Below are 24,124 nucleotides of genomic sequence, written 5' to 3' on the forward strand. Positions count from 1 at the left end.
CACAGGCTCGTGCAGCCGATTGCTCAGAGCCAGTCCCGCCGCTTGAAGATGACGTACAGACTGGTGCATACGACCCCCATCAGGGCGATCGCGAAGGGGTACCCGAGTACCCAGCGCAATTCCGGCATGTGCCGGAAGTTCATCCCGTAGATCGTCCCGACCAGCGTCGGCGCGAACAGGATCGCCGCCCACGACGAGATCTTCTTGATCTCCTCGTTCTGCTCGAACCCCGCCTCCGCCAACGCCCGCATCTCCGCGTTCTGTTGCTGCGTCACCAGCGTCGCGTTCACCGTGAGGATCTCGGTGAGGGCCTGGCGGAAGCCGTCGACGCGTTCGCTGGTGTGGGTGACGTGGTCGGCCACGTCGCGGAGGTAACGCTGGAGTTCCTCGTCCGTGCCGTACTTGGAGAACCCCGCCATCAACCCGTGCAGCATGCCGACCAGCGGGCGGGTGGCGCGCTGGAACTCGACCATTTCGCGGGAGAGCTCGTAGATACGGCGGGAGACCTCGGGGTCGCCGCGGAAGACCTCGGTCTCGATCTCGTCGATGTCGTTCTGGACGCCCGCCACCACCGGCTCATAGCCGTCGACCACCGCGTCCAGTATCGCGTAGAGCACGGCCTCGGGGCCGAGTTTGAGCAGCTCGGGCGTCTCCTCCATGCGCCGCCGCACCGCCGAGAGGTCGGGGGCCGCGCCATGGCGGACGGTGATCACGAAGTCGGGGCCGACGAACACGTGCAGTTCGCCGAAGTCGACCTCCTCGGGCGCGTCGAGGTAGCGGGCGGCGCGCAGGACCACGAACAGCGTGTCGCCGTAGCGCTCCAGCTTGGGCCGCTGGTGGGCCTCCATCGCGTCCTCGACCGCGAGCGGGTGCAGGTCGAACTCCGCGGCGAGGGAGAGGAGTTCCGCCTCGGTGGGGCGGGCCAGGCCGATCCAGGCCATGCCGGACGGCTGGTCGCGCAGTTCGCGGTAGGTGTCGGCGAGCGTGGCGGGGGAGGAGACGCGGACGCCGTCCTGGTACACCGCCGCCTCCACGACGCTCGCCACCTCGGAGGACTCGGCAACAGCACGGCGTGTCGGCGGATCGGGATCCGGTGGCTGCGGTGGCTGCGGCGGCGTGAGGGCCCGGCGCCAGACTGACTTCATGGAGTTCTTCGAGGCGGGGCGTGCGCGTCGCTCGGACATCGCGGCTGCCTCCCGGTCGGACGACGAGTGCGTGATCTCGGAGCAGGATATACGGGGCGAAAGGCATGGGCGGGATGGGCCGAACCTGGATCCCGTGAGAGTTGCGGACCGAAGGTGTCCGCAAGCCTCGCTAGCGTGCCCAGCATGACGAAGCGGACCACGCCCCAGCGCGACACGGACCGGACCACGACCGCGCGCAGCACGAAGCAGACGCCGGGCACGCGCGGCACGAAGCAGACGTCGGGCACGCGCAGCGCCAAGCAGACGACCTCCACCCCCTGCCCCGTGCTCGGCACCCGTGCCCTCAACCGCGCCACACTCGACCGGCAACTGCTGCTGCGCCGCTCGCCAATGTCCGCTCTGGCCGCCGTGGAGCATCTGGTGGGCCTGCAGGCGCAGGAGGTCAAGCCGCCGTACTACGCGCTCGCCGCCCGGCTCGACGGCTTCACGCCCGAGGAGCTGTCGGGGCTGCTGGCCGACCGTGCGACGGTGCGCATCGTCACCATGCGCTCGACGATCCACCTGCACACCGCCGACGACAGCCTCACCCTGCGCCCGCTGGTGCAGCCCGCCCGGGACCGTGAGATCAACTACTTCCGCAAGGGCCTCGTCGGCGTCGACCTGGACCGGCTCGCGGCCATCGCCCGCGACCTCGTCGAGGCCGAGCCGCGCACCATGAAGCAGCTCCGCGAGGCCCTCGGCGCCGAGTGGCCGGACGCCGATCCGCAGTCACTGGCCGTCGCCGCCCGCTGCAAGCTCCCGCTCGTCCAGGTCACTCCGCGGGGGATGTGGGGCCGCAGCGCCCAGGTCGCCCTCACCACCGCCGAGCACTGGCTGGGCCGCCCCGCCGAGCCGGCCGCCTCCCAGGAGGCCACGGTCCTGCGTTATCTGGCCGCCTTCGGGCCGGCCTCCGTGAAGGACATGCAGACCTGGTCCGGCCTGACCCGGATGCGCGACGCCTTCGAACGGCTCCGCCCCGAGCTCGTCACCTTCCAGGACGAGAACGGTGTCGAACTCTTCGACCTCCCCGACGCCCCGCGCCCCGACCCGGACACCCCGGCACCGCCCCGCTTCCTGCCCGAGTTCGACAATCTCCTCCTCTCCCACGCCGACCGCACCCGGGTGATTCCGCCCGCCAACCACGGCCGCACCTGGCAGGTGAACACGGTCTACTGCCCCCTCCTGGTCGACGGCTTCCTCGCGGGCGTGTGGCGGATCCTCGGCGACGCCCTCGTCATCGAGCAGTTCACCGAACTCACCAAGGCCCAGCGCGGGGAGGTGACCGAAGAAGGGGAGCGGATGCTGAAGGTGATGCACCCGGAAACGCCGTACGACATCCGCTTCGGGACCGTCATCCCGTAGCCGCCGTCAGGGCCCGGTGGCTGTCAGTCCGCCCGGCCCGTCACCGCGACCGTCACCCCGAGCCCGATCATCGTGCACCCGCCCGCGCCGCCTATCAGCGACAGCCTCCGGTCGGAACGGGCGAACCAGGTGCGTGCCGCCGACGCGGTCAGGCCCCACAGGGTGTCCGTGACCAGGCCGATGGTGATCGGGACCAGGCCCAGCAGGAGCATCTGCAGCGGGACATGGCCCGCCGAGTGATCCACGAACTGGGGGAGCACGGCGGCGAAGAACACCACGCCCTTCGGGTTGGTGACACCGACGAGGACGCCGTCCAGAACCGTACGCAGATCACCGCGAGCCGGTCCTGCCGGTTGCGCCTGTATCGCCGACGCCTTCAGCTCCTTGCGGTGCCGGAACGCCTGCACGCCCAGGTAGACCAGATAGGCCGCGCCGGCCAGCTTCACCGTCAGATAGATCGCCACGGACCGCTCCACCAGTGAGCCGACCCCCACCGCGACGGCGACCACCAGCAGATACGAGCCGAAGACATTGCCGAGCGCGGTCGCCACGGCGGTGCGGCGGCCGTGCGCCAGGGCGCGACCGATGACGAACAGCACGCTCGGCCCCGGAATCACGATCACCAGCAGCGACATCGCCGCGAAGGCCAGGAAACGGTCTGCGGACACCATGCCCATCACCCCCATCCAGCAGCCATTCAAACAGGCGCCACTGACAACGGACATGGGTCCGGGCCGCCGGACATGGATAGGGGGCGTTGCGGGCCGCTCGTGGAGGCCCGCAACGCCCCCTGGTCTTTCACCTGAGGGATACTCAGGAGACCTTCTGGGTGCCGATCCCGGTTACGACTCGACCTGTTCGGTCACCTCGTCCGAGAAGGTGGTCAGCCGGGTGTACACACCCGGGTAACCGGCCTGGGCGCAGCCCTCGCCCCAGGAAGTGATCCCTGCCAGGACGCCCCCGATGAGCAGGGGACCGCCGCTGTCGCCCTGGCAGGTGTCAACGCCGCCGGAGGTGTATCCGGCGCAGACCATGTCGGACGCGATGAAGTCCGAACCGTAGGAGCTCGCGCAGCTTGAGTTGGAGACGGTCGGCACGGTCGCCGTCCGCAGCTGGTTGGAGGAGCTGCCGTTCGAGGAGGTGGTGCCCCAGCCGACGATGCGGGCGGTGGTGCCCGCCGCGTACACACCGGTGTCGGAGGAGTCGACGTACGAGGCCGTCGTGTACGGCATCGAGGTCGACAGCGTCAGCACGGCCACGTCGTTGCCGTTGGTGGCGTCCGTGTAGTCCGGGTGGATCCAGATGTCGCTGACCCGGCTGACCGTGCCGTTCGTGCCGTTGCGGTAGGTGCGGCCGCCGACGACCCGGACGCTGCTGGTGGTCTCGTCGACCATGCAGTGGGCCGCGGTGACGACCTTGGTCGCGGAGACGAGCGTGCCACCGCAGAACTGGTTCTGCGAGGCGTCCGTTATCTGCATCATGAACGGGTACGCGGTCGTCGTGGTCGTCGTGCCGCCGACGATGGGCTGGGGTGCGGCCTCAGCGGTGGGGGCGCTGAGAAGTGCGGCCGCGGCGGCGGCAGCGGTCGCCGCGACGGCGGCGGTCTTTCTGGCACGGGTGAGCCCGAGCATGAGACTCCTCAGTGGGGGTTGCCGGTGGGGGACGCGCGGGTGGGGGGTCGTGCACGGGGGCCGCGGGACCGACCCCCGTGTGCCCGGCGAGCGGCACATCCACAAGGTAGGTCCCGGAAGTTGCCCTTCCCAATGAGGGAACCCCCTAAGGGAGTTGGGCAGGGAAAACCCTCGGTCGTGGTCGGTAAACCCGCGCGACCGACAAAGACGGGTGAACTTACGTCGTACGGCGCGCCCCTGACTCGGGTCGTACGGCGCCCCCAACTCAGGACGTACAGCGCCCCGAACTCAGGACGTACGGCGTCCCGCCGCGAGTCTGACGATGTCGACCCGCGATCGGATCCCCAGCTTGCGATAGACCCGGGTAAGTGTGGCTTCGACCGTTTTGACGCTGATGAACAGGCGCCCGGCGATCTCCCGGTTGGTCGCGCCCTCCATGACGAGCGCGGCGACCTGACGTTCCATCGCGGCGAGACCGTCCAGGCCGGCCAGGCCGTCCGGCGCGGAGACGGGGGTGGGGACCGTCTCCGCGGGGCGGGCCTCGGCGGCCGCCTCGACCTGCCGCAGCCACGGCAGCGCCCGGCAGCGGCGGAACAGCCGGGCAGCCTCGTCGTACGACGTCGGGCCGGGAACGCCGGTGCGCAGCTGGGTCAGCGCGAAGGCGGCCCGTGCCTCCTCCAGGCCGTAGCCCAGCTTGCCGAGCCGGTCCTGCGCCGACGCCAGCTGGGCGACGGCGGCGTCCCGTTCGCCCCGTGCCGCGCGGACCAGTGCCTCGGCCCGGTCCAGGACGGCCAGGACGCTCTCGCGGTTCAGCCGTAGCGCATGCTCGCGCGTGACGTCGATGACGTCCTGCGCCTCCGTCAGTTCGCCGCTGCGCACCAGGGCCTCGGCGAGGTCGCCGTGCCAGCGGCCGCGTGCCGGGTCGGTGATGCCGAGGCCGTGCTCCACCTCGCGCACCCGGCGCAGCGAACGGACCGCCGCCTGTGCGTCCCCCGCCACCAGCTGGGCGTGGCCGAGGGCGGCCAGGGCACGGGAGACGTACATCTGGTCGCCGTCCTCCTCGGCGTGCTCCACCGCTTCCCGCGCCAGCGCCAGGGCCCGGTCCACCTCTCCGCCCGCGGCCTCCGCGAGCGAGGTCAGCACCGCGGAGGCCACCTCGCCGATCCCGGTGTCACGGGCCAGCCGCAGGCTCTCGCGGGCCAGGTCGAGGGCGCGCCCGCAGTGGCCGGAGTGCAACTCGGTCTCGGCGACTCCGCGCAGGAAGTGCACCTCGCTCTCGACCCAGCCGTGCCGGCGCACCTCGCGCAGCAGCGCGGTGACCGCCGCGCGGGCCTCGGGCAGCTGGTCGCTCATGATCAGCCAGCGGAAGCGGGAGTAGCCGGCCCCGTTGTGGTGGCAGGCCACCCTCGGGTCCTGGGGCTCCTCCAACGCCCGCCGAATGGTCGCGGGGGCGTCCGGGTGGCCCATGAGGGTCTCGATCTGGGCCTGGAAGGCGAGCGCCATCAGCTCGGTGTACCGGTCGCCTGCCCGCGCGGCCAGCTCCGCCGAGTACGCGGCCTCCTCCCGGGCCTCGTCGAAGTCGCCCTTCACGAGCAGCGCACGCCACGTCAGCTGGTAGTGGACCAGCGCGAGCAGCTTCGGGTCGTCGCCCGCGTCGGCCAGGGCCTGCGGGAAGATCGCGTCGACCTCGTTCATCGCGTGGCCCGCCGTGTCGATCACGGCGATCCAGGCCCGCACCCGTTCCGCGGGCACGGTCGTGCGGGCGAGCACCTCGCGGGCGATGTCCCTGGCGAGGTCCAGCTCGCCCGCGGTGATCGCGTCGTCCACGGCCTGCAACCGCAGGACCTCCGGGCTCGGGGCGCCGTCCGCCGGGGTGTGCCGGGCGGCGAGCAGGCAGAGCTGTGCGGCCACCGACGGCGCTCCCCGGTCCCGGGCCAGGGCGGCGGCCTCGGCGAGGCGGGCGGCGACCTCCGGGTCGGTGCCGGTGGTCGCGAGGGCCAGGTGCCGGGCGCGCTCGATGGGATCGGATGCCGCCGTCGACAGCGCGGCGTGCGCGGCGCGGCGCTCCTGCGCGGGCGCCTCCGCGTACAGCGCGGCGGAGACCATCGGGTGCGCGAACCGTACGGCGGGACCCTCGGGCTCTGTCGCCAGCAGCCCGAGCTCGGCGGCCTGGGCGGTCTCGGCCTCGGCGTTGTGACGGCCGGCCGCGTGCAGCAGCGCCAGCGTGGGGCGGGCGCCGGCACTGGCGACGAGGAGGGTGCGGCGGGCCTCCTCAGACAGCATCTCCAGGCGGTTGAGCACCAGGGCGCGCAGCGAGGTGGGCACCGGCAGGGGCTCGCCGGGGCGCGGCGGCGTGGGGTTCTCGGCGAGGGCGCGGCCCAGTTCCAGGGCGAACAGGGCGTTGCCGCCGCTCGTGCGGTGGATGTCCCGGACCGTGGAGCGGGGCAGCCCGGTGAAACCGCGGTGGTCGAGGAGGGCGGACATCTGGGCGCGGGAGAGGGGGCCCAGCCGTACGGCGAGGGTGTCCGGCGGGGACGCGCGTAGATGGCGGTCGTACTCCTGGCCGTCGGTCCGCACCGCGCACAGCATCCGCACCGGGGTGTCGCCGAGCCGGCGGGCGGCGAAGCCGAGGAGCTCGGCGCTGGCCGGGTCCAGCCACTGGAGGTCGTCGGCGACGACGAGGACGGGCCCGCTCTCGGCGAGCGCGCGCAGGGCGGACAGGACGGCCAGGCGCAGGGCGAGCCCGTCGCGCTGGAGGGTGGACTCGCCGCGGCCGGTCAGCGCCGACTCCAGGGCGGTGAGCTGGGCGGCGGGGAGCCGGTCGGACACCTCGTCCAGGACCAGGCCGAGGAGGTCGGCCAGGGCGAGGAAGGGGAGATGCGATTCGGACTCCGTGGGCGAGCAGCGCAACACGGTGCGGGCCGCCGCGCCGTATTCCGCGGCCAATGCCCGCAGGACCGTGGACTTCCCAATTCCGGCAGGGCCGTGAAGCAGCACGCTGCCGCCCCGTCCGAGCTGCTCACGCGCCGCGGTGAACAGCTCCTCCCTGCCGATGACCTGGTCGGGGCGGCATCTCGCAGGCTCCTTGAAGTCCCGTCGCACGGTCACCGCTCCCCTCCGTGTGTCGTGTTCGGGCCAATATTAGGCAACGGATCTTTGAAATTCGGAGTGCAGACGTGGTGAGGCAAATAACAACGGTCCGGCATGGAGAAATTCAAGGCTCGGGTGAATGAATGACGGTCGTCCGGGCGGGCCGCTCCGAGGCGGGCGACCTGCGGGTCCCCACGGCTCCGGAGCTGAGGGGCCCGCGGTCGTCCTACGGCAGCAACCCCGCCCGCCGCGCCGCCACCACCGCCTCACCGCGGGTGTGCGTGCCCAGCTTGCGCATGGCCGACCGCAGATAGCCCTTCACCGTCTCCGCCCGCAGGCCCAGCCGCTCGGCGGTGACCGCGTTCGTGGCTCCCGCGGCCACGCACGCCAGCACATCCAGCTCGCGGGGGGCCAGCCGCACGCCGTTCCGGGGCGACCCCTCGGTCAGCAGACCGCAGGCGGCCAGGAGCTCCGCGCGCAGGGCGGGGTCGCCGATGCGCGGGGCCAGGGCGCGCAGCGCCGCGTGGGCCTCGCGGACCTGCTCCCACCCCGCGCCCCGGTCGGCCGGCGCCGCCGACGGCCGTGCCGCCTCCTGCAACCCCCGCACCTCGTCCCGCACCACCAGCGCCTGCTCCACGTCCCGCGCCGCCTCCACCGCCGCCGTCAGCGTGCGGTCACCCAGGGGCTGGGCCGTGCGCAGGGCGCCGTACAGGACACCGCGTACCCGGCGGCGTACGACGACCGGGACCGCCAGCACCGAGCGCAGGCCCTCCGCGGCGACGGCGGCGTCGTACTCGTGGCTGATCTGCCGCGAGGCGGAGTAGTCCGTGACCGCGCAGGGCCGGGCGAGGGCCACGGCCTTGCCGCCCAGTCCGGTGCCGGCGGTCACCGCGAGTCTGCTCAGGGCCTCGGTGGCCGTGCCGTTCAGTTCACTGATGCGCATCCGCGGGCGCCCGGCCTCCACCAGGCCGCCGAAGGCGACCGGGAGGCCGGTCGAGCGGCGCAGGCGCACCAGCGCGCTCCTTATGTCCACGGATGCGGCCGCGTCCACTGCCACGTACTCGCCCTTTCGCCGCGCCTTGCGGAGCGCACACCCCCGTTCGGGGGTAGTGAGACCCACGTCACGGATTACACGATGACAGAGAGCCGCCCGGCAAGGTTCCGGCAACCAGGAGGACGAATGACGACGGGGACGGAGCTGTTCCGCAGTGCGCGGGACTTCCTGCTCGAGCACCGCGAGGACTACGCCACCGCCTACGAGGGCTTCGCCTGGCCCCGACCCGAGCGGTTCAACTGGGCGCTCGACTGGTTCGACGTGATCGCGCAGGGCAACGACCGCACCGCGCTGCACATCGTCGAGGAGGACGGCAGCGAGGTCCGGCTCTCCTTCGCGGAGATGGCCGAGCGTTCCGCGCGCGTCGCCAACTGGCTGCGCGAGCGCGGCGTCCGCGCCGAGGACCGGCTCCTTGTGATGCTCGGCAACCAGGCCGAGCTGTGGGAGACCGCCCTCGCCGCGATGAAGCTGCGCGCCGTCGTCATCCCGGCCACCCCGCTGCTCGGTCCGGCCGACCTGCGCGACCGGGTGGAGCGCGGACGGGTCCGGCATGTGCTGGTGCGGGCGGAGGACACCGGCAAGTTCGACGAGGTGCCCGGCGGCTACACGCGCATCAGCGTCGGCGGCGTGCGCGAGGGCTGGCAGGCGTACGAGGACGCGTACGCCGCCTCCGCCGACTTCGCCCCCGACGGGCCGACCGCGGCCGACGACCCGCTGATGCTCTACTTCACCTCCGGCACCACCGCCCGCCCCAAGCTGGTCGAGCACACCCACACCTCGTACCCGATCGGGCACCTGGCCACCATGTACTGGATCGGCCTCAAGCCCGGCGACGTGCACCTGAACATCTCCTCGCCCGGCTGGGCCAAGCACGCCTGGTCCAACCTCTTCGCGCCGTGGAACGCGGAGGCGACCGTCTTCCTCCACAACTACACGCGCTTCGACGCGGCACGGCTCATGGCCGAGATGGACCGCGCCGGGGTCACCACCTTCTGCGCCCCGCCGACCGTCTGGCGCATGCTCATCCAGGCCGACCTCAGCGCCCTGCGCACCCCGCCCCGCGAGGTCGTGGCGGCGGGCGAGCCCCTGAACCCCGAGGTCATCGAGCAGGTCCGGCGGGCCTGGGGCGTGACCATCCGGGACGGCTTCGGGCAGACCGAGACCGCCGTCCAGGTCTCCAACAGCCCCGGCCAGCCCCTGAAGACCGGCTCCATGGGCCGCCCCAGCCCCGGCTTCCGCGTCGAACTCCTCGACCCGGTCACCGGCGCGCCCGGCGCCGACGAGGGCGAGATCGCCCTCGACCTCTCCGAGCGGCCGGTCGGCGTGATGACCGGCTACCACGGCGACGCCGACCGTACGGCGGAGGCGATGGCCGGCGGCTACTACCGGACGGGCGACATCGGTTCCCGGGACGCCGACGGATACATCACCTACGTCGGGCGCGCCGACGACGTCTTCAAGGCGTCGGACTACAAGATCAGCCCCTTCGAACTGGAGAGCGCCCTGCTGGAGCACGAGGCGGTGGCCGAGGCGGCCGTCGTGCCCGCGCCGGACGAGCTGCGGCTCGCGGTGCCGAAGGCGTACGTCGTGCTGGCGGAGGGCTGGGAGCCGGGCCCCGACACGGCCAAGGTGCTCTTCGAGCACTCGCGGGAGGTGCTGGCGCCGTACAAGCGCGTGCGCCGCCTGGAGTTCGCGCCGCTGCCCAAGACCGTCTCCGGCAAGATTCGCCGCATCGAGCTGCGCGAGGCAACGGCCGCGGGCTCGGACGCCGAGTACCGCGAGGAGGACTTCCGGTGAGCGACCTCTCCTACACGCACGGCACCAGCGCGACCGCCTTGCTCGGCGACACCATCGGGGCCAACCTCGACCGCGCGGTCGCCGCGTGGCCGGACCGGGAAGCGCTCGTCGACGTACCGTCCGGGCGGCGCTGGACGTACGCCGAATTCGCGACGGACGTCGACCGGCTGGCCTACGCGCTGCTCGCGAGCGGGATCGCCAAGGGCGACCGGGTGGGCATCTGGGCGGTCAACTGCCCCGAGTGGGTCCTGGTCCAGTACGCCACCGCCCGCATCGGCGCGATCATGGTGAACATCAACCCTGCCTACCGCACCCACGAGGTCGAGTACGTCCTCAACCAGGCCGGGATCTCCCTGCTCTTCGCGTCCCTCAGTCACAAGACGAGCGACTACCGGGCGATGGTCGAGCAAGTGCGGGGGAAGTGCCCGCAGTTGAGGGAGACCGTGTTCATCGGCGATCCGAGCTGGGACGCGCTGCCGGCCCGGGCGACACCCGCTCCGTTCCCGGAGCTGTCCTGCGACGACCCCATCAACATCCAGTACACGTCCGGCACGACGGGCTTCCCCAAGGGGGCCACCCTCTCCCACCACAACATCCTCAACAACGGCTACTTCGTGGGCGAGATGATCGCCTACACCGAGCAGGACCGGGTGTGCATTCCGGTGCCCTTCTACCACTGCTTCGGCATGGTCATGGGCAACCTGGCCGCCACGTCCCACGGCGCCTGCATGGTGATCCCGGCCCCCTCCTTCGACCCGAAGGCCACACTGGAGGCCGTCCAGCAGGAGCGCTGCACCTCCTTGTACGGCGTCCCGACCATGTTCATCGCGGAGCTGAACCACCCCGACTTCGCCTCGTACGACCTCTCCTCCCTGCGCACCGGCATCATGGCGGGCTCCCCCTGCCCGGTGGAGGTGATGAAGCGGGTGGTCACCGAGATGCACATGGCCGAGGTGTCGATTTGCTACGGCATGACGGAGACCTCGCCCGTCTCCACGCAGACCCGCCGCGACGACGACCTCGAACACCGCACCGGCACGGTCGGCCGCGTACTGCCGCACATCGAGGTCAAGGTCGTCGACCCGGCGACCGGCGTGACCCAGCCCCGGGGTGTCGCGGGCGAGCTGTGCACCCGCGGCTACAGCGTGATGCTCGGCTACTGGAACGAGCCCGAGAAGACCGCCGAGGCCGTCGACGCCGGCCGGTGGATGCACACGGGGGACCTGGCCGTCATGCGCGAGGACGGCTACGTCGAGATCGTCGGCCGCATCAAGGACATGATCATCCGGGGCGGCGAGAACATCTACCCGCGCGAGATCGAGGAGTTCCTGTACGGCCACCCGAAGATCGCGGACGTACAGGTCGTCGGAGTGCCGCACGAGCGGTACGGCGAGGAGGTACTGGCGTGCGTCATCCCGCGCGATCCCGGTGACCCGCTGACGCTGGAGGAGCTACGGGCCTTCTGCGACGGGCAGTTGGCGCACTACAAGGTCCCGAGCCGGCTGCAGATCCTCGACTCCTTCCCGATGACGGTTTCCGGGAAGGTGCGCAAGGTGGAGCTGCGGGAGAAGTACGCCGGTCGGTGAACCACTCAGCCGGCCGGCCGCAGCACGACGCAGCACCGGCCGTCACGGGGGGCGAGGCAGGCTTCGAAGCCGGTCTCGCCCAGCCCGTGCAGCACACCGCGCAGCAGATGGAGGTTCATCCCGCACACCGTTTGCCTGTGCTCGCGGGCCAGCGCGTGGAAGGGGCAGTTGGCCAGGACGATCGCGTCGTCCTCGCGGCGCGGTTCGAACCCGTGCCGCTCCAGCAGGTCGAGGAGAGCCGCGTCGCCCGGCTCTCCCAGCTGTGAGCCGAGTTCCTCCGCCTTGCGGTGCAGCACGTCCCGCACCGGCTCACCCGTCGCGTCGGACTCCTCGACCGCCTGGGCCAGGAGCCGTCCGGCCAGTTCGTAGCGCCGGTCCGGCAGGCTGACGGCGACCTGTCGCGTGGAGCGGCGGTAGAGCTTGGCCGGCCTGCCCGCGCCCGGGCCCGTCCGTCCGCTGCGCCGCTCGTAGACCACGTCGAGCAGGGACTCCGCGGCGAGCCGGTCCAGGTGGAAGGCCGCGGTCTGCCGCGTCAGGCCGAGTGCCTCGGCCGCCTCGTCCCGGCTGACCGGGCCCGGCCGGCGCACCACATGGTCGTACAGCCTCCTGCGCGTCGGCTCGTCGAGCGCGGCGACGGCCGAGACGTCGGCGGCATGCGCATCGGCGCCGTGCACGTCGGCGTCGGGTACTTCTTTCGCGGCATCCACGAACACCAGTGTAAAACCCACGGCCATTGACTAAAGAGAACGTGCGCGCTTCTATAGTCAATGAGAGTCATCTATAGAAGGAGTCGACATGGCCTCCGCAACCACCAGCACCACGCCCGCCGCGTCCCGGCGTGTGGTGCTCACCGACCCCGGCTACCAGGCCTTCCTGGTCCTGCGCATCGGTTTCACGGTGGCGCCGATCCTGTTCGGGCTGGACAAGTTCGCCAACGTGCTCGTGGACTGGCCCGGCTACCTCGCGCCCTGGATCGACGACGTCGTTCCGGGCAGCGCTCAGACGGCCATGTACGCGGTGGGAGCGATCGAGATCCTGGCCGGTGTCGTCGTGGCCCTGGCCCCGCGCTTCGGGGGATGGCTGGTGGCCGGCTGGCTGGCGGGCATCATCGTCAACCTGCTGACGATCCCGGACTACTACGACATCGCGCTGCGGGACTTCGGGCTGCTGCTCGGAGCGGTGGCGCTCGCGCGGCTCGCGGAGCGGTACCGCGGCGGGCGGGCGTCGTGAACTCGTAGTCGTACGAACGTCGTTCGAGCGGGGGCGCCCCAAGGCGCCCCCGCTTTTTTCTGTCGCGCCCCTTGTAGACAGCGGTTGCCAGCCAATAGGAAGGAAAGGTTCCTAACAGTCTCCGGCTCCACCCCCACAATCGGAGAACCAATGCGCCTTCCCTCACTGAGACGGCAACACCGACCCCCCACCCGACGCCGCCCCCGGCGAAGCACAAGGCTGCGGATCGCCTTGGCCGCCGCCCTCGCCGCCCTCCCGGCCATGCTCCTCCTGAGCGTGAGCCAAGCCGCCGTCGCACCGGCGGGGCTCGACGATCCGGCGAAGAAGGAGATCGCCATGCGGCTCGTCTCCAGCGCCGAGAACTCGTCGCTGGACTGGCGGGCCCAGTTCGACTACATCGAGGACATCGGCGACGGCCGCGGCTACACGGCGGGGATCATCGGCTTCTGCTCCGGCACGCACGACATGCTGGAGCTCGTCGAGTACTACACAGCACAGGAACCGGACAACCCGCTCGCCCCGTATCTGCCCGCCCTGCGCGAGGTCGACGGCAGCGACTCGCACGAAGGGCTCGACCCCGGCTTCACCGACGCCTGGGTGAGGGCCGCGCAGACCCCGGAGTTCCAGGCGGCCCAGGAACACGAGCGCGACCGGGTGTACTTCGACCCGTCCGTCTCCCGGGCCAAGCGCGACGGCCTGCGGGAACTGGGCCAGTTCGCCTACTACGACGCCATCGTCATGCACGGCGCGGAGGGCTTCGCCTCGATCCGGGCCGACGCCCGCAGCCACGCCAGGACCCCGGCGGACGGCGGCAACGAAACCACATACCTGCATGCGTTCCTGGACGCGCGCGTGAAGGAGATGAAGAAGGAGCCCGCGCACGAGGACACCAGCCGCGTCGACACCGCCCAGCGGGTCTTCCTCAACGAGGGCAACCTGAGCCTGAACACGCCGCTCACCTGGCATGTGTACGGCGACCGGTACCACATCGAGAACGATCCGACCGCGTAGAGCAGACAGCCGACCGGCACTTTCCTGGTGCCGGTCGGCATCATCCAGCCCCTCCGGCGTTTGAGGAGCGGGGGTCCAGGGGGCGGAGCCCCCTGGCGGGGTGGAAGGGGCGGAGCCCCTTCAAGGATGGGACGGGTAGGGGCGGCGGGGGCGAGTCACCGGGCTGCGCCCTCGGCGTTCAGTTCGTCGGCGAGGCTGTTGACCGGCTGGGGCGTCCCCGTGAGGTCGAGGACGAACAGGGGGACACCCAGGGCGTCGGCGCGGGTGCGCGCGTCGGGGGCGTATCCGGCCAGGGAGAAGTAGACGCAGGCCGCGGACTCCGTCATGGCCGTCAGCCACAGGCACTCCACGTCCCGCGGCGAGGCCGGCCGTACGGTCGGATCGACCTGCGCGAGCAGACCGTGCGCGGCGATGCCGATACCGCTCGTCGGCCGCTGGTCGGCCCGGCGGATGTCCCGGTAGCCGAGCCAGCGCAGATAGACGGCGGCGGCCGTGACCGCGTCACGCGCGGTGCGGATCGTGACGGGCTGGAAGGCCCGGCGCGCGACGGACGGCGCCTTCCGCTGCGTCTCGCTGTTATCCGGCCGTGCCACTGGATGTGTCTCGCTGGTGTCGGCTCGCGCCACTGGATGTGTCTCGCTGTTATCCGGCCGTGCCACTGGATGTGTCTCGCTGGTGTCGGCTCGCGCTACCGGAACCCGCGCCACCGGAACCCGCAGCACCGTCCCGCAGGGGCAGCCCACCTCCGGACGGGGCCACTGGCTCTCGCGGTCGCACGCCCCGCACCGCACGCCGACCCATTCGTCGTCCCAGGCGCGATGGGTGACGGCCGACGCGGTCCCCTGCGGGTCGAGCGCCGGCGCGACGGGCTCCCCGCACGCGCACGGGTAGGCGGGCGCCGCGTAGAGATGCTCCCGCCGGCAGACCGGGCAGCGTACCGACACGCTCGCGGACATGGCCACTCCAGGACGACCTCGCATCGGGACAGCGCTCCCATGGTCCTCCAGGAGGTGCCCGGTTGTCCGGCCCTTGACGGTCTTCACCCGCCCACCTACATTGCTTCCAGATAGTAGAAAATATTTTCCGCAATGTGGAAACAGAGCGGGAAGAGACATCGTCACGGAATTGCTCACCGCGGGGCGCGACGGGAGTGCGAATCCGACAGCCGAAGCAGGAGTACTCAATGGCTCGTATGACCGCTGCCCGAGCGGCAGTCGAGATCCTCAAGCGCGAGGGCGTCAGCAACGCGTTCGGCGTGCCGGGCGCGGCGATCAACCCCTTCTATGCGGCGCTCAAGGCCTCCGGGGGCATCCAGCACACCCTCGCCCGCCATGTGGAGGGCGCCTCGCACATGGCCGAGGGCTACACCCGCACCCATCCGGGCAACATCGGCGTCTGCATCGGCACGTCCGGACCCGCCGGCACCGACATGATCACCGGCCTGTACTCGGCGATCGGCGACTCGATCCCGATCCTGTGCATCACCGGCCAGGCGCCGACCGCCGTGATCCACAAAGAGGACTTCCAGGCCGTCGACATCGCCTCGATCGCCAAGCCGGTCACGAAGATGGCGGTGACCGTCCTGGAGGCAGCGCAGGTCCCCGGCGTCTTCCAGCAGGCCTTCCACCTGATGCGCTCCGGCCGGCCCGGTCCCGTCCTCATCGACCTCCCGATCGACGTCCAGCTGACGGAGATCGAGTTCGACCCGGAGACGTACGAGCCCCTCCCGGTCTACAAGCCGGTCGCGAGCCGCGCCCAGATCGAGAAGGCGATCGGGATGCTGAACGCCTCCGAGCGCCCGCTGATCGTCGCGGGCGGCGGTGTCATCACCGCCGACGCCGCCGAACTCCTCGTCGAGTTCGCCGAGCTGACGGGCACTCCGGTCGTCCCGACCCTGATGGGCTGGGGCGTTCTGCCCGACGACCACGAGCTGAACGCCGGCATGGTCGGCCTGCAGACCTCGCACCGCTACGGCAACGCGACCTTCCTGGAGTCCGACTTCGTCCTCGGCATCGGCAACCGCTGGGCCAACCGCCACACGGGCAAGCTGGACGTCTACACGGCCGGGCGGAAGTTCGTCCACGTCGACATCGAGCCCACGCAGATCGGCAAGATCTTCGCCCCGGACTACGGCATCGCCTCCGACGCCAAGGCCGCGCTGGAGCTGTTCGTCGAGGTGGCACGGGAGTTGAAGGCGGCGGGCAAGCTGCCCGACCGCTCCGCCTGGGCCGGGTCCGCGCAGGAGAGGAAGGCTCAGCTCCAGCGCCGTACGCACTTCGACAACATCCCGATCAAGCCGCAGCGCGTCTACGAGGAGATGAACAAGGCCTTCGGCCCGGAGACCCGGTACGTCTCCACCATCGGCCTCTCGCAGATCGCCGGCGCCCAGATGCTGCACGTCTTCAAGCCGCGGCACTGGATCAACTGCGGCCAGGCGGGCCCGCTCGGCTGGACGATCCCGGCCGCGCTGGGCGTGGCGAAGGCCGACCCGGAGGCGCAGGTCGTCGCCCTGTCCGGCGACTACGACTTCCAGTTCATGATCGAGGAGCTGGCGGTCGGGGCGCAGCACAAGATCCCGTACGTCCATGTCCTGGTCAACAACTCCTACCTGGGCCTGATCCGCCAGGCGCAGCGGGCGTTCGACATCGACTTCCAGGTCAAGCTGGAGTTCGAGAACATCAACTCGCCCGAGCTGGGCGTCTACGGTGTCGACCACGTCAAGGTCGCCGAGGGTCTCGGCTGCAAGGCGATCCGGGTGACCGACCCGAACGAGCTGGGCGCCGCCCTGGAGCAGGCCAAGAAGCTCGCCGCCGAGCACCAGGTCCCGGTCGTCGTCGAGGCGATCCTGGAGCGGGTCACCAACATCTCCATGTCGACGACGAACGACATCAGCAATGTCGTGGAGTTCGAGGAGCTCGCCACAGAGCCGGCTCACGCGCCGACGTCGATCAAGACGCTGAAGGTCTGACGCGGCGGATCTGAAGGTCTGACGCGGCGGATCTGACACGTCCCGTCAGCAAAGGGGCGGTCCAACCGAAAGGTCGGACCGCCCCTTTGTCGTTCCCCCGTGCTTCCCCCGTACTGCCGTGCTTCCCCCGTGCGGTGTTCCCCCGTTCACGGGACCCGCCGCCCCCGTGCCGGCGGGCCCCGTGTGAGGAGAATGTGCCCGCAGGGGGCGGCGGTTGAAGCCCCTTGAACAAGGTTCAGAGCTTGATTTGAGGATTGCGTAGACGTTCTACGTCGGCACACGTACGCGCATGCTCACGCCTCCTCGTGATGCTCCGACAGCCCCGGCCAGTCGTCGGGACCGCCGCCCTGCCACTCGATCAGGTCGCTGCCCTCCACATCGGTGACGTAGAGGTCGGCCAGCCGCAGGATCTCGCTCACGTCGTCCAGATGCGTGGCGATGCCCAGTGTCTCGTCGCCCTCGGTGACCCGCCGCGACCCGTCCAGGGCCGGCGGATGCACGACGACACGCGGATGTTCGGTCGGATGTGCTGCCATGCCTTCAGGCTCCTGCGGAAGGGCGGTGTCCGCACCCCGGAACCGGCGCGGGACGCCGAAGAGCGCCGGGTACGGGACCGTCCGTACCCGGCGCTCTTCGGCCGGTGAGGTATTCGGTTGTGGCCGTCCGACGGTGCGAGGCTGGGCGCGACAGGACGTTCGCGCCGCCGGACGGGGTCTTGGAATGCTCGGGACCGCGGCGGCAGCGACGGCACCGGGGGCTCCTTCCCTCAGGTCGAAGAAGGAGGCCGGGACCTTCACCACCGCACTGGCTCGCACGCCGCCGCGGTCCTCATGTTGCCCGGGCCCGTTCCGAGCGACCACCCCTCATCCGGGTCGATCGGCGTCTGGGCGCGGGCGGTGCGTCCGGCTCATGACCTCCTGTCAGAGGCCGGACGCAGTCCGGGGGTTCAGTCCTCGCGCAGGGCGCGGACCGCCTCCTCCACGCGCTTGCCGTACTCCGGGTCGGCGGCGTGGAAGTGGGCCAGGTTCTTCTCGATCACGTCGTCGCGGGAGACCTGGGACAGGCCACCGGCGATGTTCGCGACCAGGCGGGACTTCTCCTCGGCCGACATGAGCCGGTACAGCTCGCCGGCCTGGAAGAAGTCGTCGTCCTTGGTGTGGAGCGGGGCCACATGGGTGCCCGTGTGGCCGGTCACCGCGAGCGGGGCCGACAGCGGGCGGCCGGTCTCCACCGGGCCGTCGTAGGAGTTCGGCTCGTAGTTCTTGGCGTACCGGCCCTGGGAGTTGGTGGCCATGAAGCCGTCGCGGCCGTAGTTCTGCGCGGTCGTCGCCTTCGGGGCGTTGACCGGCAGCTGGGTGTGGTTGACGCCCAGGCGGTAGCGGTGGGCGTCCGCGTAGGCGAACAGACGGCCCTGGAGCATCTTGTCGGGGGAGGGGCCGATGCCCGGCACGAAGTTGTTCGGGGAGAACGCGGCCTGCTCGACCTCGGCGAAGACGTTGTCCGGGTTGCGGTCCAGGACCAGCCGGCCCACGCGCTGCAGCGGGTAGTCCTTGTGCGGCCAGACCTTGGTGAGGTCGAAGGGGTTGAAGCGGTAGTCGGCCGCCTCGGCCGCCGGCATGATCTGGACGTAGAGGGTCCAGGACGGGTGCACGCCCCGCTCGATGGCCTGGAGCAGGTCCGTCTGGTGGGAGTTGGGGTCCTTGCCCGCGAGCTCGGCGGCCTGCTCGCTGCTCAGGCAGCGGATGCCCTGGTTCGTCTTGAAGTGGTACTTGACGAAGAAGGCCTCGCCCTCGGCGTTCGTCCACTGGTACGTGTGCGAGCCGTAGCCGTTCATGTGGCGGTACGACGCCGGGATGCCGCGGTCGCCCATCAGCCAGGTCACCTGGTGCGTGGCCTCGGGGGCGTGGGCCCAGAAGTCCCAGACGTTGTCCGGCTCCTGGCGGCCGGTGAACGGGTCGCGCTTCTGCGAGTGGATGAAGTCGGGGAACTTGATCGGGTCCTTGATGAAGAACACCGGGGTGTTGTTGCCGACGAGGTCGTAATTGCCCTCCGCCGTATAGAACTTGACCGCGAAACCGCGCGGGTCGCGGACCGCGTCCGCACCGCCGAGGCTGTCGGCGACCGTCGAGAAGCGCAGGAACACCTCGGTCCGCTTGCCCACCGCGCTCAGGAAGTCGGCGTGGGTGAAGCCGGTGACGTCGTCCGTCACCTCGAAGTGGCCGTACGCGCCGGAGCCCCGGGCGTGCACCACGCGCTCCGGGATGCGCTCGCGGTTGAAGCGCGCCAGCTTCTCCAGCAGGTGCTGGTCCTGGAGCAGGAGCGGGCCGCCGACGCCGGCGGAGGCTGAGTTCTGGTTGTCGGCGACCGGGGCGCCGGACTCGGTCGTGAGCACGCGCTTCGACATCGTGGACCTTCCGTGCGGGTGTCAGCGGAAAACTGTTTCCGCTTTGTGGAGCCTAGAAGTGGGGCGATGGGACGTCAACAGTTTGTTGAAGCGAAATCAACGGTTTGTTGAAGGTGATTCCGGGCCGCGGCGCCGCCTGGGCGCGACAGGACAGGTGTCAGCGGCGCAGCGGCCCGGAAGTCTCGGAGGGTCGTCAGACCTGGGCGCCCGAGAGGCGCTCGACCGCACGCAGCAGCGCGGAGTGGTCCAGGCCGCCGTCGCCCTGCGCACGCAGGGACGCGACCAGCTGGGCGACCACGGCACCGACGGGCAGGGCGGCACCGACGTTGCGGGCGGCGTCCGTGACGATGCCCATGTCCTTGTGGTGCAGGTCGATACGGAAGCCCGGCTTGAAGTCCCGGTTCAGGAAGTTGTCCTTCTTCCGCGTCAGCACGGTGGAGCCGGCCAGGCCGCCGTTGAGGACGTCCAGCGCGGCGTTCAGGTCCACGCCCGACTTCTCCAGGAAGACCACGGCCTCGGCGCACGCCTGGATGTTCACGGCGACGATCAGCTGGTTGGCGGCCTTCACGGTCTGGCCCGAGCCGTGCGGACCGCACAGCACGATGGTCTTGCCGAGCGCCTCGAAGATCGGCTTGGCCTCGTCGAAGTCGGCCTGCGTGCCGCCGACCATGATGGACAGTACGGCCTCGATGGCACCGGCCTCACCGCCGGACACGGGGGCGTCCAGGACGCGGATGCCCTTGTCGCGGGCGGCCGCGGCCAGGTCGACCGAGGTCTGCGGGGTGATCGAGGACATGTCGATCAGCAGCGCGCCGGACCTGGCGTTCTCCAGGATGCCCTCGGGGCCGTAGGAGATGGCCTCGACGTGCGGGGAGGCGGGGACCATCGTGATGATCACGTCGGCGTCCTTGACCGCGTCGGCGATCGAACCGGCCGCGGTGCCGCCCGCGGCGGACAGGCGCTCCAGCTTGTCCTGCTCCAGGGTGAAGCCGGTGACCTGGTAACCCGCCTTGATCAGGTTCTCGGACATGGGGGAGCCCATGATGCCGAGGCCGATCCAGGCGATCTTGGGGAGGTTGCTCATGATGGGGGTACCTCTCTGAACTGCTGTGGTGCTTCTACGTATGGGCGCCGGTCAGCGGTGATTCAGCCTGTCCGGCGTTTGAGGACGAGGCCCTTTCGGGGCCGCAGCGGGGCCTGGGGGCGGCAGCCCCCAGGGGCGGTGCCGTCAGCGGGCGGCGCGCTGTTCCACCGGCAGCCAGCCGAAGGCCTCGGCGCTCGGGCGGTCGCCCGGCTTGTACTCGAGGCCGACCCAGCCCTCGTAACCCGCCTTCGTCAGCTGGTCGAGCAGCTCCTCCAGCGGCAGCGTCCCCGTGCCCGGCGCGCCGCGGCCCGGGTTGTCGGCGATCTGCACATGGCCGGTCTTCGCGGCGTACCGCTCGATCACCTGAGGCAGGTCCTCGCCGTTCATGGACAGGTGGTAGAGGTCCATGAGGAAGCGGGCGTTGCCCAGCCCCGTCGCCTCGTTGACCTGGTCGACGACGCCGACGGCGGCCGGTGCCGAGACCAGCGGGTACAGCGGCGACTCGGGCTTGTTCAGGGCCTCGATCAGCAGGATCGCGCCGATCCGGTCGGCGGCCCGGGCCGCGAGGGCCAGGTTCTCCAGCGCGAGCGCGTCCTGCTCGGCCGGGTCCACGCCCTCGACGCGGTTGCCGTACAGGGCGTTGAGCGCCTTGCAGCCCAGCGACTGCGCGAAGTCGGCGGCCACGTCGAGGTTGGCGCGGAACCTGTCCGACTCCTCGCCCGGTACCGACAGGGCACCACGGTCGGGGCCGGGCAGCTGACCGGCGTAGAAGTTCAGGCCGGTGAGCTGGACGCCCGCGTCCTCGATCGCCTTCTTCAGGGCGTCGAGCTCGGACTGCTCGGGGGTGGGGGAGTCGATCCAGGGCCACCACAGCTCGACCGCGGTGAAGCCGGCCGCGGCGGCGGCCGCGGGGCGCTCCAGAAGCGGGAGTTCCGTGAAGAGGATCGACAGGTTGACGTTGAAGCGCTGCTCTGCGAATCCCATGTCGCCGGCGCTCCCTTCCGTGTCGAGATTCCATATTGCGGAAGTTAGTTTCTGCGTACTGGAAGATTGCCGTTGTGTGTCCGAGCTTGTCAAGAGGGCTCGGCGGAAGGCGGTGCCGCACGTTAGGTTGACCGCGTGCGATTGAGAGTGGAGTTCACGACCGAGCCCTTCGACCTCGACGAGGCACCCGCGCACGCGCTGGCGGCCCGCGAGGTCATCGAGGCGGCCGATCTCGACGCGGTGGACGTCGGCCCGTTCGGCAACACGGCGGAGGGTGGTGCCGACGTCGTGCTCACCGCGGTGGACGCCCTGCTCCGCAAGAGCCTGGAGGCCGGTGCCACCCGGGTCTCGCTCCAGGTCAATGTGATCGGGGAGGGCGAGCAGTGACCGGTGCCGGGGACGAGCCCTTCATCGCGGCCGTGAAGCCGCTGGTCGACGCCATGGGTGGCGAGATCCTCCCGCCCGACGAGGCCGGCCCCGAGGATGTCGTGCTCTCCTGGGAGGGTGCCGACGTCGTCGCCGTACGCCTGCCCCAGCTGGCCGACTCCCTGGACCACATCCTGGCCGCCATGGAGCGCCGGAAGGGCAAGCCGCTGGCCGATCTGGACCGCAAGGCCAAGCAGGAGGTCGTGCGGATACTCGAGGCGCGCGGCGCCTTCTCCGTGCGGCACGGCGTGGAGACCGTCGCGAGCGCGCTCGGGGTGAGCCGCTTCACGGTCTACAACTATCTGAACCGGGACAAGAACCCCTGACCCGGCCCCCGGGTTTCGTTACCGCGAATTTTCAACAAAGTGTTGACGTCTCGTCGTCGTAGGGCGTTAGCTATCGGCACGCCCGTTCAGTACGAAGGCCCTTCGCGGCCACGGAGGCTCCCGTGACGTCGAATTCCACGCCCCCGGGCCTGGCCCGGTTCAACGCCCTGGAGGAGCACGCGGCCCACGCCGCTCTCCACGAGGCGTGCGCCTCCACGGCGTGGGCCACGCGGCTGCTCGCCGCCCGCCCCTATGCCACCGCCGACGAGCTCTACGCCGCCAGCGACGCCGCCATGGCCGAGCTGACGACCGGGGACCTCGAAGAGGCGATGGCCGGGCACCCGCCGATCGGCCGCCCCAAGCCGGGCGATCCGACCTCGGCCCGGGAGCAGCGCGGCATGGCCGGCGCCTCCGAGGAGCTCAAGGCGGAGATGCTCGAACTCAACCTGGCCTACCAGGACAAGTTCGGCCACGTCTTCCTGATCTGCGCCACCGGCCGGACCGGCGAGCAGATGCGCGACGCGGTCAAGGACCGGATCGGCAACTCGCCGGAGCAGGAGCGGGAGATCGTCCGCACCGAGCTGGGCAAGATCAACCGTATCCGGCTCGCCCGACTCGTCGAAGAGGACTGACCAAGCCATGAGCACCAGCACCACCGCCTCGGTGTCCACGCACATCCTGGACACCTCCGTCGGCCGCCCCGCCGAGGGCGTCGCCGTCCAGCTCTCCGCCCGTTCGGGCCGGGGCGCGGACTGGCAGGCGCTCGGCGGCTCCGCGACCGACGCGGACGGGCGGTGCAAGGACCTCCCGGCCCTGCCGGAGGGGACCACACACGTACGGCTCGACTTCGCCGTCGAGCCGTATTTCGAGAAGAAGCAAGCCGATGCGCAGCAGGACGCCCCCGCGAATCGGGACAGCGGTGCCGTGTTCTTCCCCGAGGTGGCGATCACCTTCGCCGTCGAGCCCGGGGAGCACTACCACGTACCGCTGCTGCTCAACCCGTTCGGCTACTCCGTTTACCGAGGGAGCTAGCAGACATGCCCACGATCCTGGGACAGAACCAGTACGGCAAGGCCGAGAACCGAGTCGTAAAGATCACGCGGGACGGCGCCACCCACCACATCAAGGACCTGAACGTCTCGGTCGCCCTCTCCGGCGACATGGACGAGGTCCACTACTCCGGCTCGAACGCCAACGTCCTGCCGACCGACACCACCAAGAACACGGTGTACGCGTTCGCCAAGGAGTACGGCATCGAGTCCGCCGAGCAGTTCGGCATCCATCTCGCCCGCCACTTCGTCACCTCGCAGGAGCCGATCCACCAGGCCCGGATCCGCATCGAGGAGTACGCCTGGGAGCGGATCGAGGCCTCCGACGCCAACTCGCAGTTCATCGGCTCCGACGAGGTCAAGCACTCCTTCGTCCGCAAGGGCCAGGAGACGCGGGTCACGCAGATCACCTACGACGGTGAGAAGTGGGAGGTCATCTCGGGCCTGAAGGACCTCGTCGTGATGAACTCGACGAACTCCGAGTTCTGGGGCTACGTCAAGGACAAGTACACGACGCTCCAGGAGGCCTACGACCGCATCCTGGCCACCCAGGTCTCCGGCCGCTGGCGGTTCAACTGGACCGACGACGAGCAGCGGATGCCCAACTGGGAGAAGTCCTACGAGCAGACCAAGAAGCACATGCTCCAGGCCTTCGCCGAGACGTACTCGCTCTCGCTGCAGCAGACGCTGTACCAGATGGGCGCGCGCATCATCAACAACCGCAGCGAGATCGACGAGGTGCGCTTCTCCCTCCCGAACAAGCACCACTTCCTGGTGGACCTGGAGCCGTTCGGGCTGAAGAACGACAACGAGGTGTACTTCGCCGCCGACCGCCCCTACGGCCTGATCGAGGCCACGATCCTGCGGGACGGCTGCGAGGCGAGGATCCCGGTGGACCTCACCAACCTGTAAGCCACAACTCCATTTCGGCACCCGCG

General features: G+C 70.4%; 22 protein-coding genes. 11 read left to right on the plus strand and 11 right to left on the minus strand.

Going from position 1 to position 24,124, the window contains the following annotated elements:
• Positions 1–23: 23 nt before the first annotated feature.
• The gene (locus ACZ7L6_RS00290) at positions 24–1,184 is read right to left on the minus strand and encodes a magnesium and cobalt transport protein CorA (RefSeq protein WP_471919689.1); all 1,161 of its coding nucleotides are present in this window, start codon (positions 1,182–1,184) and stop codon (positions 24–26) included.
• A gap of 144 nt (positions 1,185–1,328) precedes the next feature.
• On the opposite strand from ACZ7L6_RS00290, the gene ACZ7L6_RS00295 reads away from it, so the two are divergent.
• Complete coding sequence (locus ACZ7L6_RS00295) at positions 1,329–2,546, plus strand: winged helix DNA-binding domain-containing protein (RefSeq protein WP_471919690.1); 1,218 nt, start codon at positions 1,329–1,331, stop codon at positions 2,544–2,546.
• Between the two features lie 23 nt (positions 2,547–2,569).
• Here ACZ7L6_RS00295 and ACZ7L6_RS00300 read toward each other — a convergent pair whose 3' ends face one another.
• The 4 genes from ACZ7L6_RS00300 to ACZ7L6_RS00315 form a co-directional block, all read right to left on the minus strand.
• Entirely contained in the window at positions 2,570–3,217 is a 648-nt protein-coding gene (locus tag ACZ7L6_RS00300; protein WP_471919691.1) for a LysE family translocator, read from the minus strand.
• Positions 3,218–3,388: 171 nt separating this feature from the next.
• Positions 3,389–4,177 (minus strand): S1 family peptidase, encoded by a 789-nt coding sequence (locus tag ACZ7L6_RS00305; protein WP_471919692.1) that lies wholly within the window; start codon positions 4,175–4,177, stop codon positions 3,389–3,391.
• A 288-nt stretch (positions 4,178–4,465) separates the two neighbouring features.
• Entirely contained in the window at positions 4,466–7,285 is a 2,820-nt protein-coding gene (locus ACZ7L6_RS00310; RefSeq protein WP_471919693.1) for a helix-turn-helix transcriptional regulator, read from the minus strand.
• Positions 7,286–7,493: 208 nt separating this feature from the next.
• A complete protein-coding gene (locus ACZ7L6_RS00315) occupies positions 7,494–8,324 on the minus strand; it encodes a helix-turn-helix transcriptional regulator (RefSeq protein WP_471920569.1) in 831 nt (276 codons plus the stop codon).
• Between the two features lie 123 nt (positions 8,325–8,447).
• Between ACZ7L6_RS00315 and ACZ7L6_RS00320 the strand changes: the two genes are divergently transcribed.
• Both ACZ7L6_RS00320 and ACZ7L6_RS00325 read left to right on the plus strand, forming a co-directional pair.
• Complete coding sequence (locus ACZ7L6_RS00320) at positions 8,448–10,118, plus strand: AMP-binding protein (protein WP_471919694.1); 1,671 nt, start codon at positions 8,448–8,450, stop codon at positions 10,116–10,118.
• Complete coding sequence (locus tag ACZ7L6_RS00325) at positions 10,115–11,704, plus strand: AMP-binding protein (protein ID WP_471919695.1); 1,590 nt, start codon at positions 10,115–10,117, stop codon at positions 11,702–11,704. The genes ACZ7L6_RS00320 and ACZ7L6_RS00325 overlap by 4 nt, the downstream gene beginning before the upstream one ends.
• A gap of 5 nt (positions 11,705–11,709) precedes the next feature.
• Here the strand turns inward: ACZ7L6_RS00325 and ACZ7L6_RS00330 are convergent, their stop codons facing one another.
• On the minus strand, positions 11,710–12,417 hold the full coding sequence (locus ACZ7L6_RS00330; protein WP_471920570.1) for a helix-turn-helix transcriptional regulator: 708 nt from the start codon (positions 12,415–12,417) through the stop codon (positions 11,710–11,712).
• A gap of 82 nt (positions 12,418–12,499) precedes the next feature.
• Here ACZ7L6_RS00330 and ACZ7L6_RS00335 point away from each other — a divergent pair, with 82 nt between their 5' ends.
• Both ACZ7L6_RS00335 and ACZ7L6_RS00340 read left to right on the plus strand, forming a co-directional pair.
• Complete coding sequence (locus ACZ7L6_RS00335) at positions 12,500–12,934, plus strand: hypothetical protein (protein WP_471919696.1); 435 nt, start codon at positions 12,500–12,502, stop codon at positions 12,932–12,934.
• Positions 12,935–13,084: 150 nt separating this feature from the next.
• Positions 13,085–13,945 (plus strand): chitosanase, encoded by an 861-nt coding sequence (locus ACZ7L6_RS00340; protein WP_471919697.1) that lies wholly within the window; start codon positions 13,085–13,087, stop codon positions 13,943–13,945.
• A gap of 155 nt (positions 13,946–14,100) precedes the next feature.
• Here the strand turns inward: ACZ7L6_RS00340 and ACZ7L6_RS00345 are convergent, their stop codons facing one another.
• The gene (locus tag ACZ7L6_RS00345; protein WP_471919698.1) at positions 14,101–14,925 is read right to left on the minus strand and encodes a hypothetical protein; all 825 of its coding nucleotides are present in this window, start codon (positions 14,923–14,925) and stop codon (positions 14,101–14,103) included.
• A gap of 203 nt (positions 14,926–15,128) precedes the next feature.
• Here ACZ7L6_RS00345 and gcl point away from each other — a divergent pair, with 203 nt between their 5' ends.
• Positions 15,129–16,913 (plus strand): glyoxylate carboligase, encoded by a 1,785-nt coding sequence (gene gcl / locus ACZ7L6_RS00350; protein ID WP_471919699.1) that lies wholly within the window; start codon positions 15,129–15,131, stop codon positions 16,911–16,913.
• Between the two features lie 293 nt (positions 16,914–17,206).
• Here the strand turns inward: gcl and ACZ7L6_RS00355 are convergent, their stop codons facing one another.
• The 4 genes from ACZ7L6_RS00355 to ACZ7L6_RS00370 all read right to left on the minus strand — a co-directional run bounded on the left by ACZ7L6_RS00355 (position 17,207) and on the right by ACZ7L6_RS00370 (position 21,385).
• Positions 17,207–17,449 (minus strand): hypothetical protein, encoded by a 243-nt coding sequence (locus ACZ7L6_RS00355; protein ID WP_471919700.1) that lies wholly within the window; start codon positions 17,447–17,449, stop codon positions 17,207–17,209.
• A 410-nt stretch (positions 17,450–17,859) separates the two neighbouring features.
• Positions 17,860–19,317: a catalase gene (locus ACZ7L6_RS00360; RefSeq protein ID WP_471919701.1), complete on the minus strand. Its 1,458-nt coding sequence runs from the start codon at positions 19,315–19,317 to the stop codon at positions 17,860–17,862.
• Between the two features lie 193 nt (positions 19,318–19,510).
• Positions 19,511–20,401 carry a 2-hydroxy-3-oxopropionate reductase gene (locus ACZ7L6_RS00365; protein WP_471919702.1) on the minus strand — a complete coding sequence of 297 codons (891 nt, stop codon included), beginning with the start codon at positions 20,399–20,401 and terminating at the stop codon, positions 19,511–19,513.
• Between the two features lie 144 nt (positions 20,402–20,545).
• Positions 20,546–21,385 carry a TIM barrel protein gene (locus ACZ7L6_RS00370; RefSeq protein WP_471919703.1) on the minus strand — a complete coding sequence of 280 codons (840 nt, stop codon included), beginning with the start codon at positions 21,383–21,385 and terminating at the stop codon, positions 20,546–20,548.
• A gap of 135 nt (positions 21,386–21,520) precedes the next feature.
• Here ACZ7L6_RS00370 and ACZ7L6_RS00375 point away from each other — a divergent pair, with 135 nt between their 5' ends.
• The 5 genes from ACZ7L6_RS00375 to pucL all read left to right on the plus strand — a co-directional run bounded on the left by ACZ7L6_RS00375 (position 21,521) and on the right by pucL (position 24,098).
• Positions 21,521–21,772 carry a YkoF family thiamine-binding protein gene (locus ACZ7L6_RS00375; protein ID WP_471919704.1) on the plus strand — a complete coding sequence of 84 codons (252 nt, stop codon included), beginning with the start codon at positions 21,521–21,523 and terminating at the stop codon, positions 21,770–21,772.
• Positions 21,769–22,137: a helix-turn-helix domain-containing protein gene (locus ACZ7L6_RS00380; RefSeq protein ID WP_433050318.1), complete on the plus strand. Its 369-nt coding sequence runs from the start codon at positions 21,769–21,771 to the stop codon at positions 22,135–22,137. Before ACZ7L6_RS00375 ends, ACZ7L6_RS00380 begins: the two co-directional genes overlap by 4 nt.
• A 122-nt stretch (positions 22,138–22,259) precedes the next feature.
• On the plus strand, positions 22,260–22,769 hold the full coding sequence (gene uraD / locus ACZ7L6_RS00385; RefSeq protein WP_471919705.1) for a 2-oxo-4-hydroxy-4-carboxy-5-ureidoimidazoline decarboxylase: 510 nt from the start codon (positions 22,260–22,262) through the stop codon (positions 22,767–22,769).
• A 7-nt stretch (positions 22,770–22,776) separates the two neighbouring features.
• Positions 22,777–23,169: a hydroxyisourate hydrolase gene (gene uraH / locus ACZ7L6_RS00390; protein WP_471919706.1), complete on the plus strand. Its 393-nt coding sequence runs from the start codon at positions 22,777–22,779 to the stop codon at positions 23,167–23,169.
• Between the two features lie 5 nt (positions 23,170–23,174).
• Positions 23,175–24,098 carry a factor-independent urate hydroxylase gene (gene pucL / locus ACZ7L6_RS00395; RefSeq protein WP_471919707.1) on the plus strand — a complete coding sequence of 308 codons (924 nt, stop codon included), beginning with the start codon at positions 23,175–23,177 and terminating at the stop codon, positions 24,096–24,098.
• Positions 24,099–24,124 lie beyond the last annotated feature (26 nt).

The sequence above is a fragment of the Streptomyces sp. NPDC107522 genome (genome assembly GCF_055657525.1).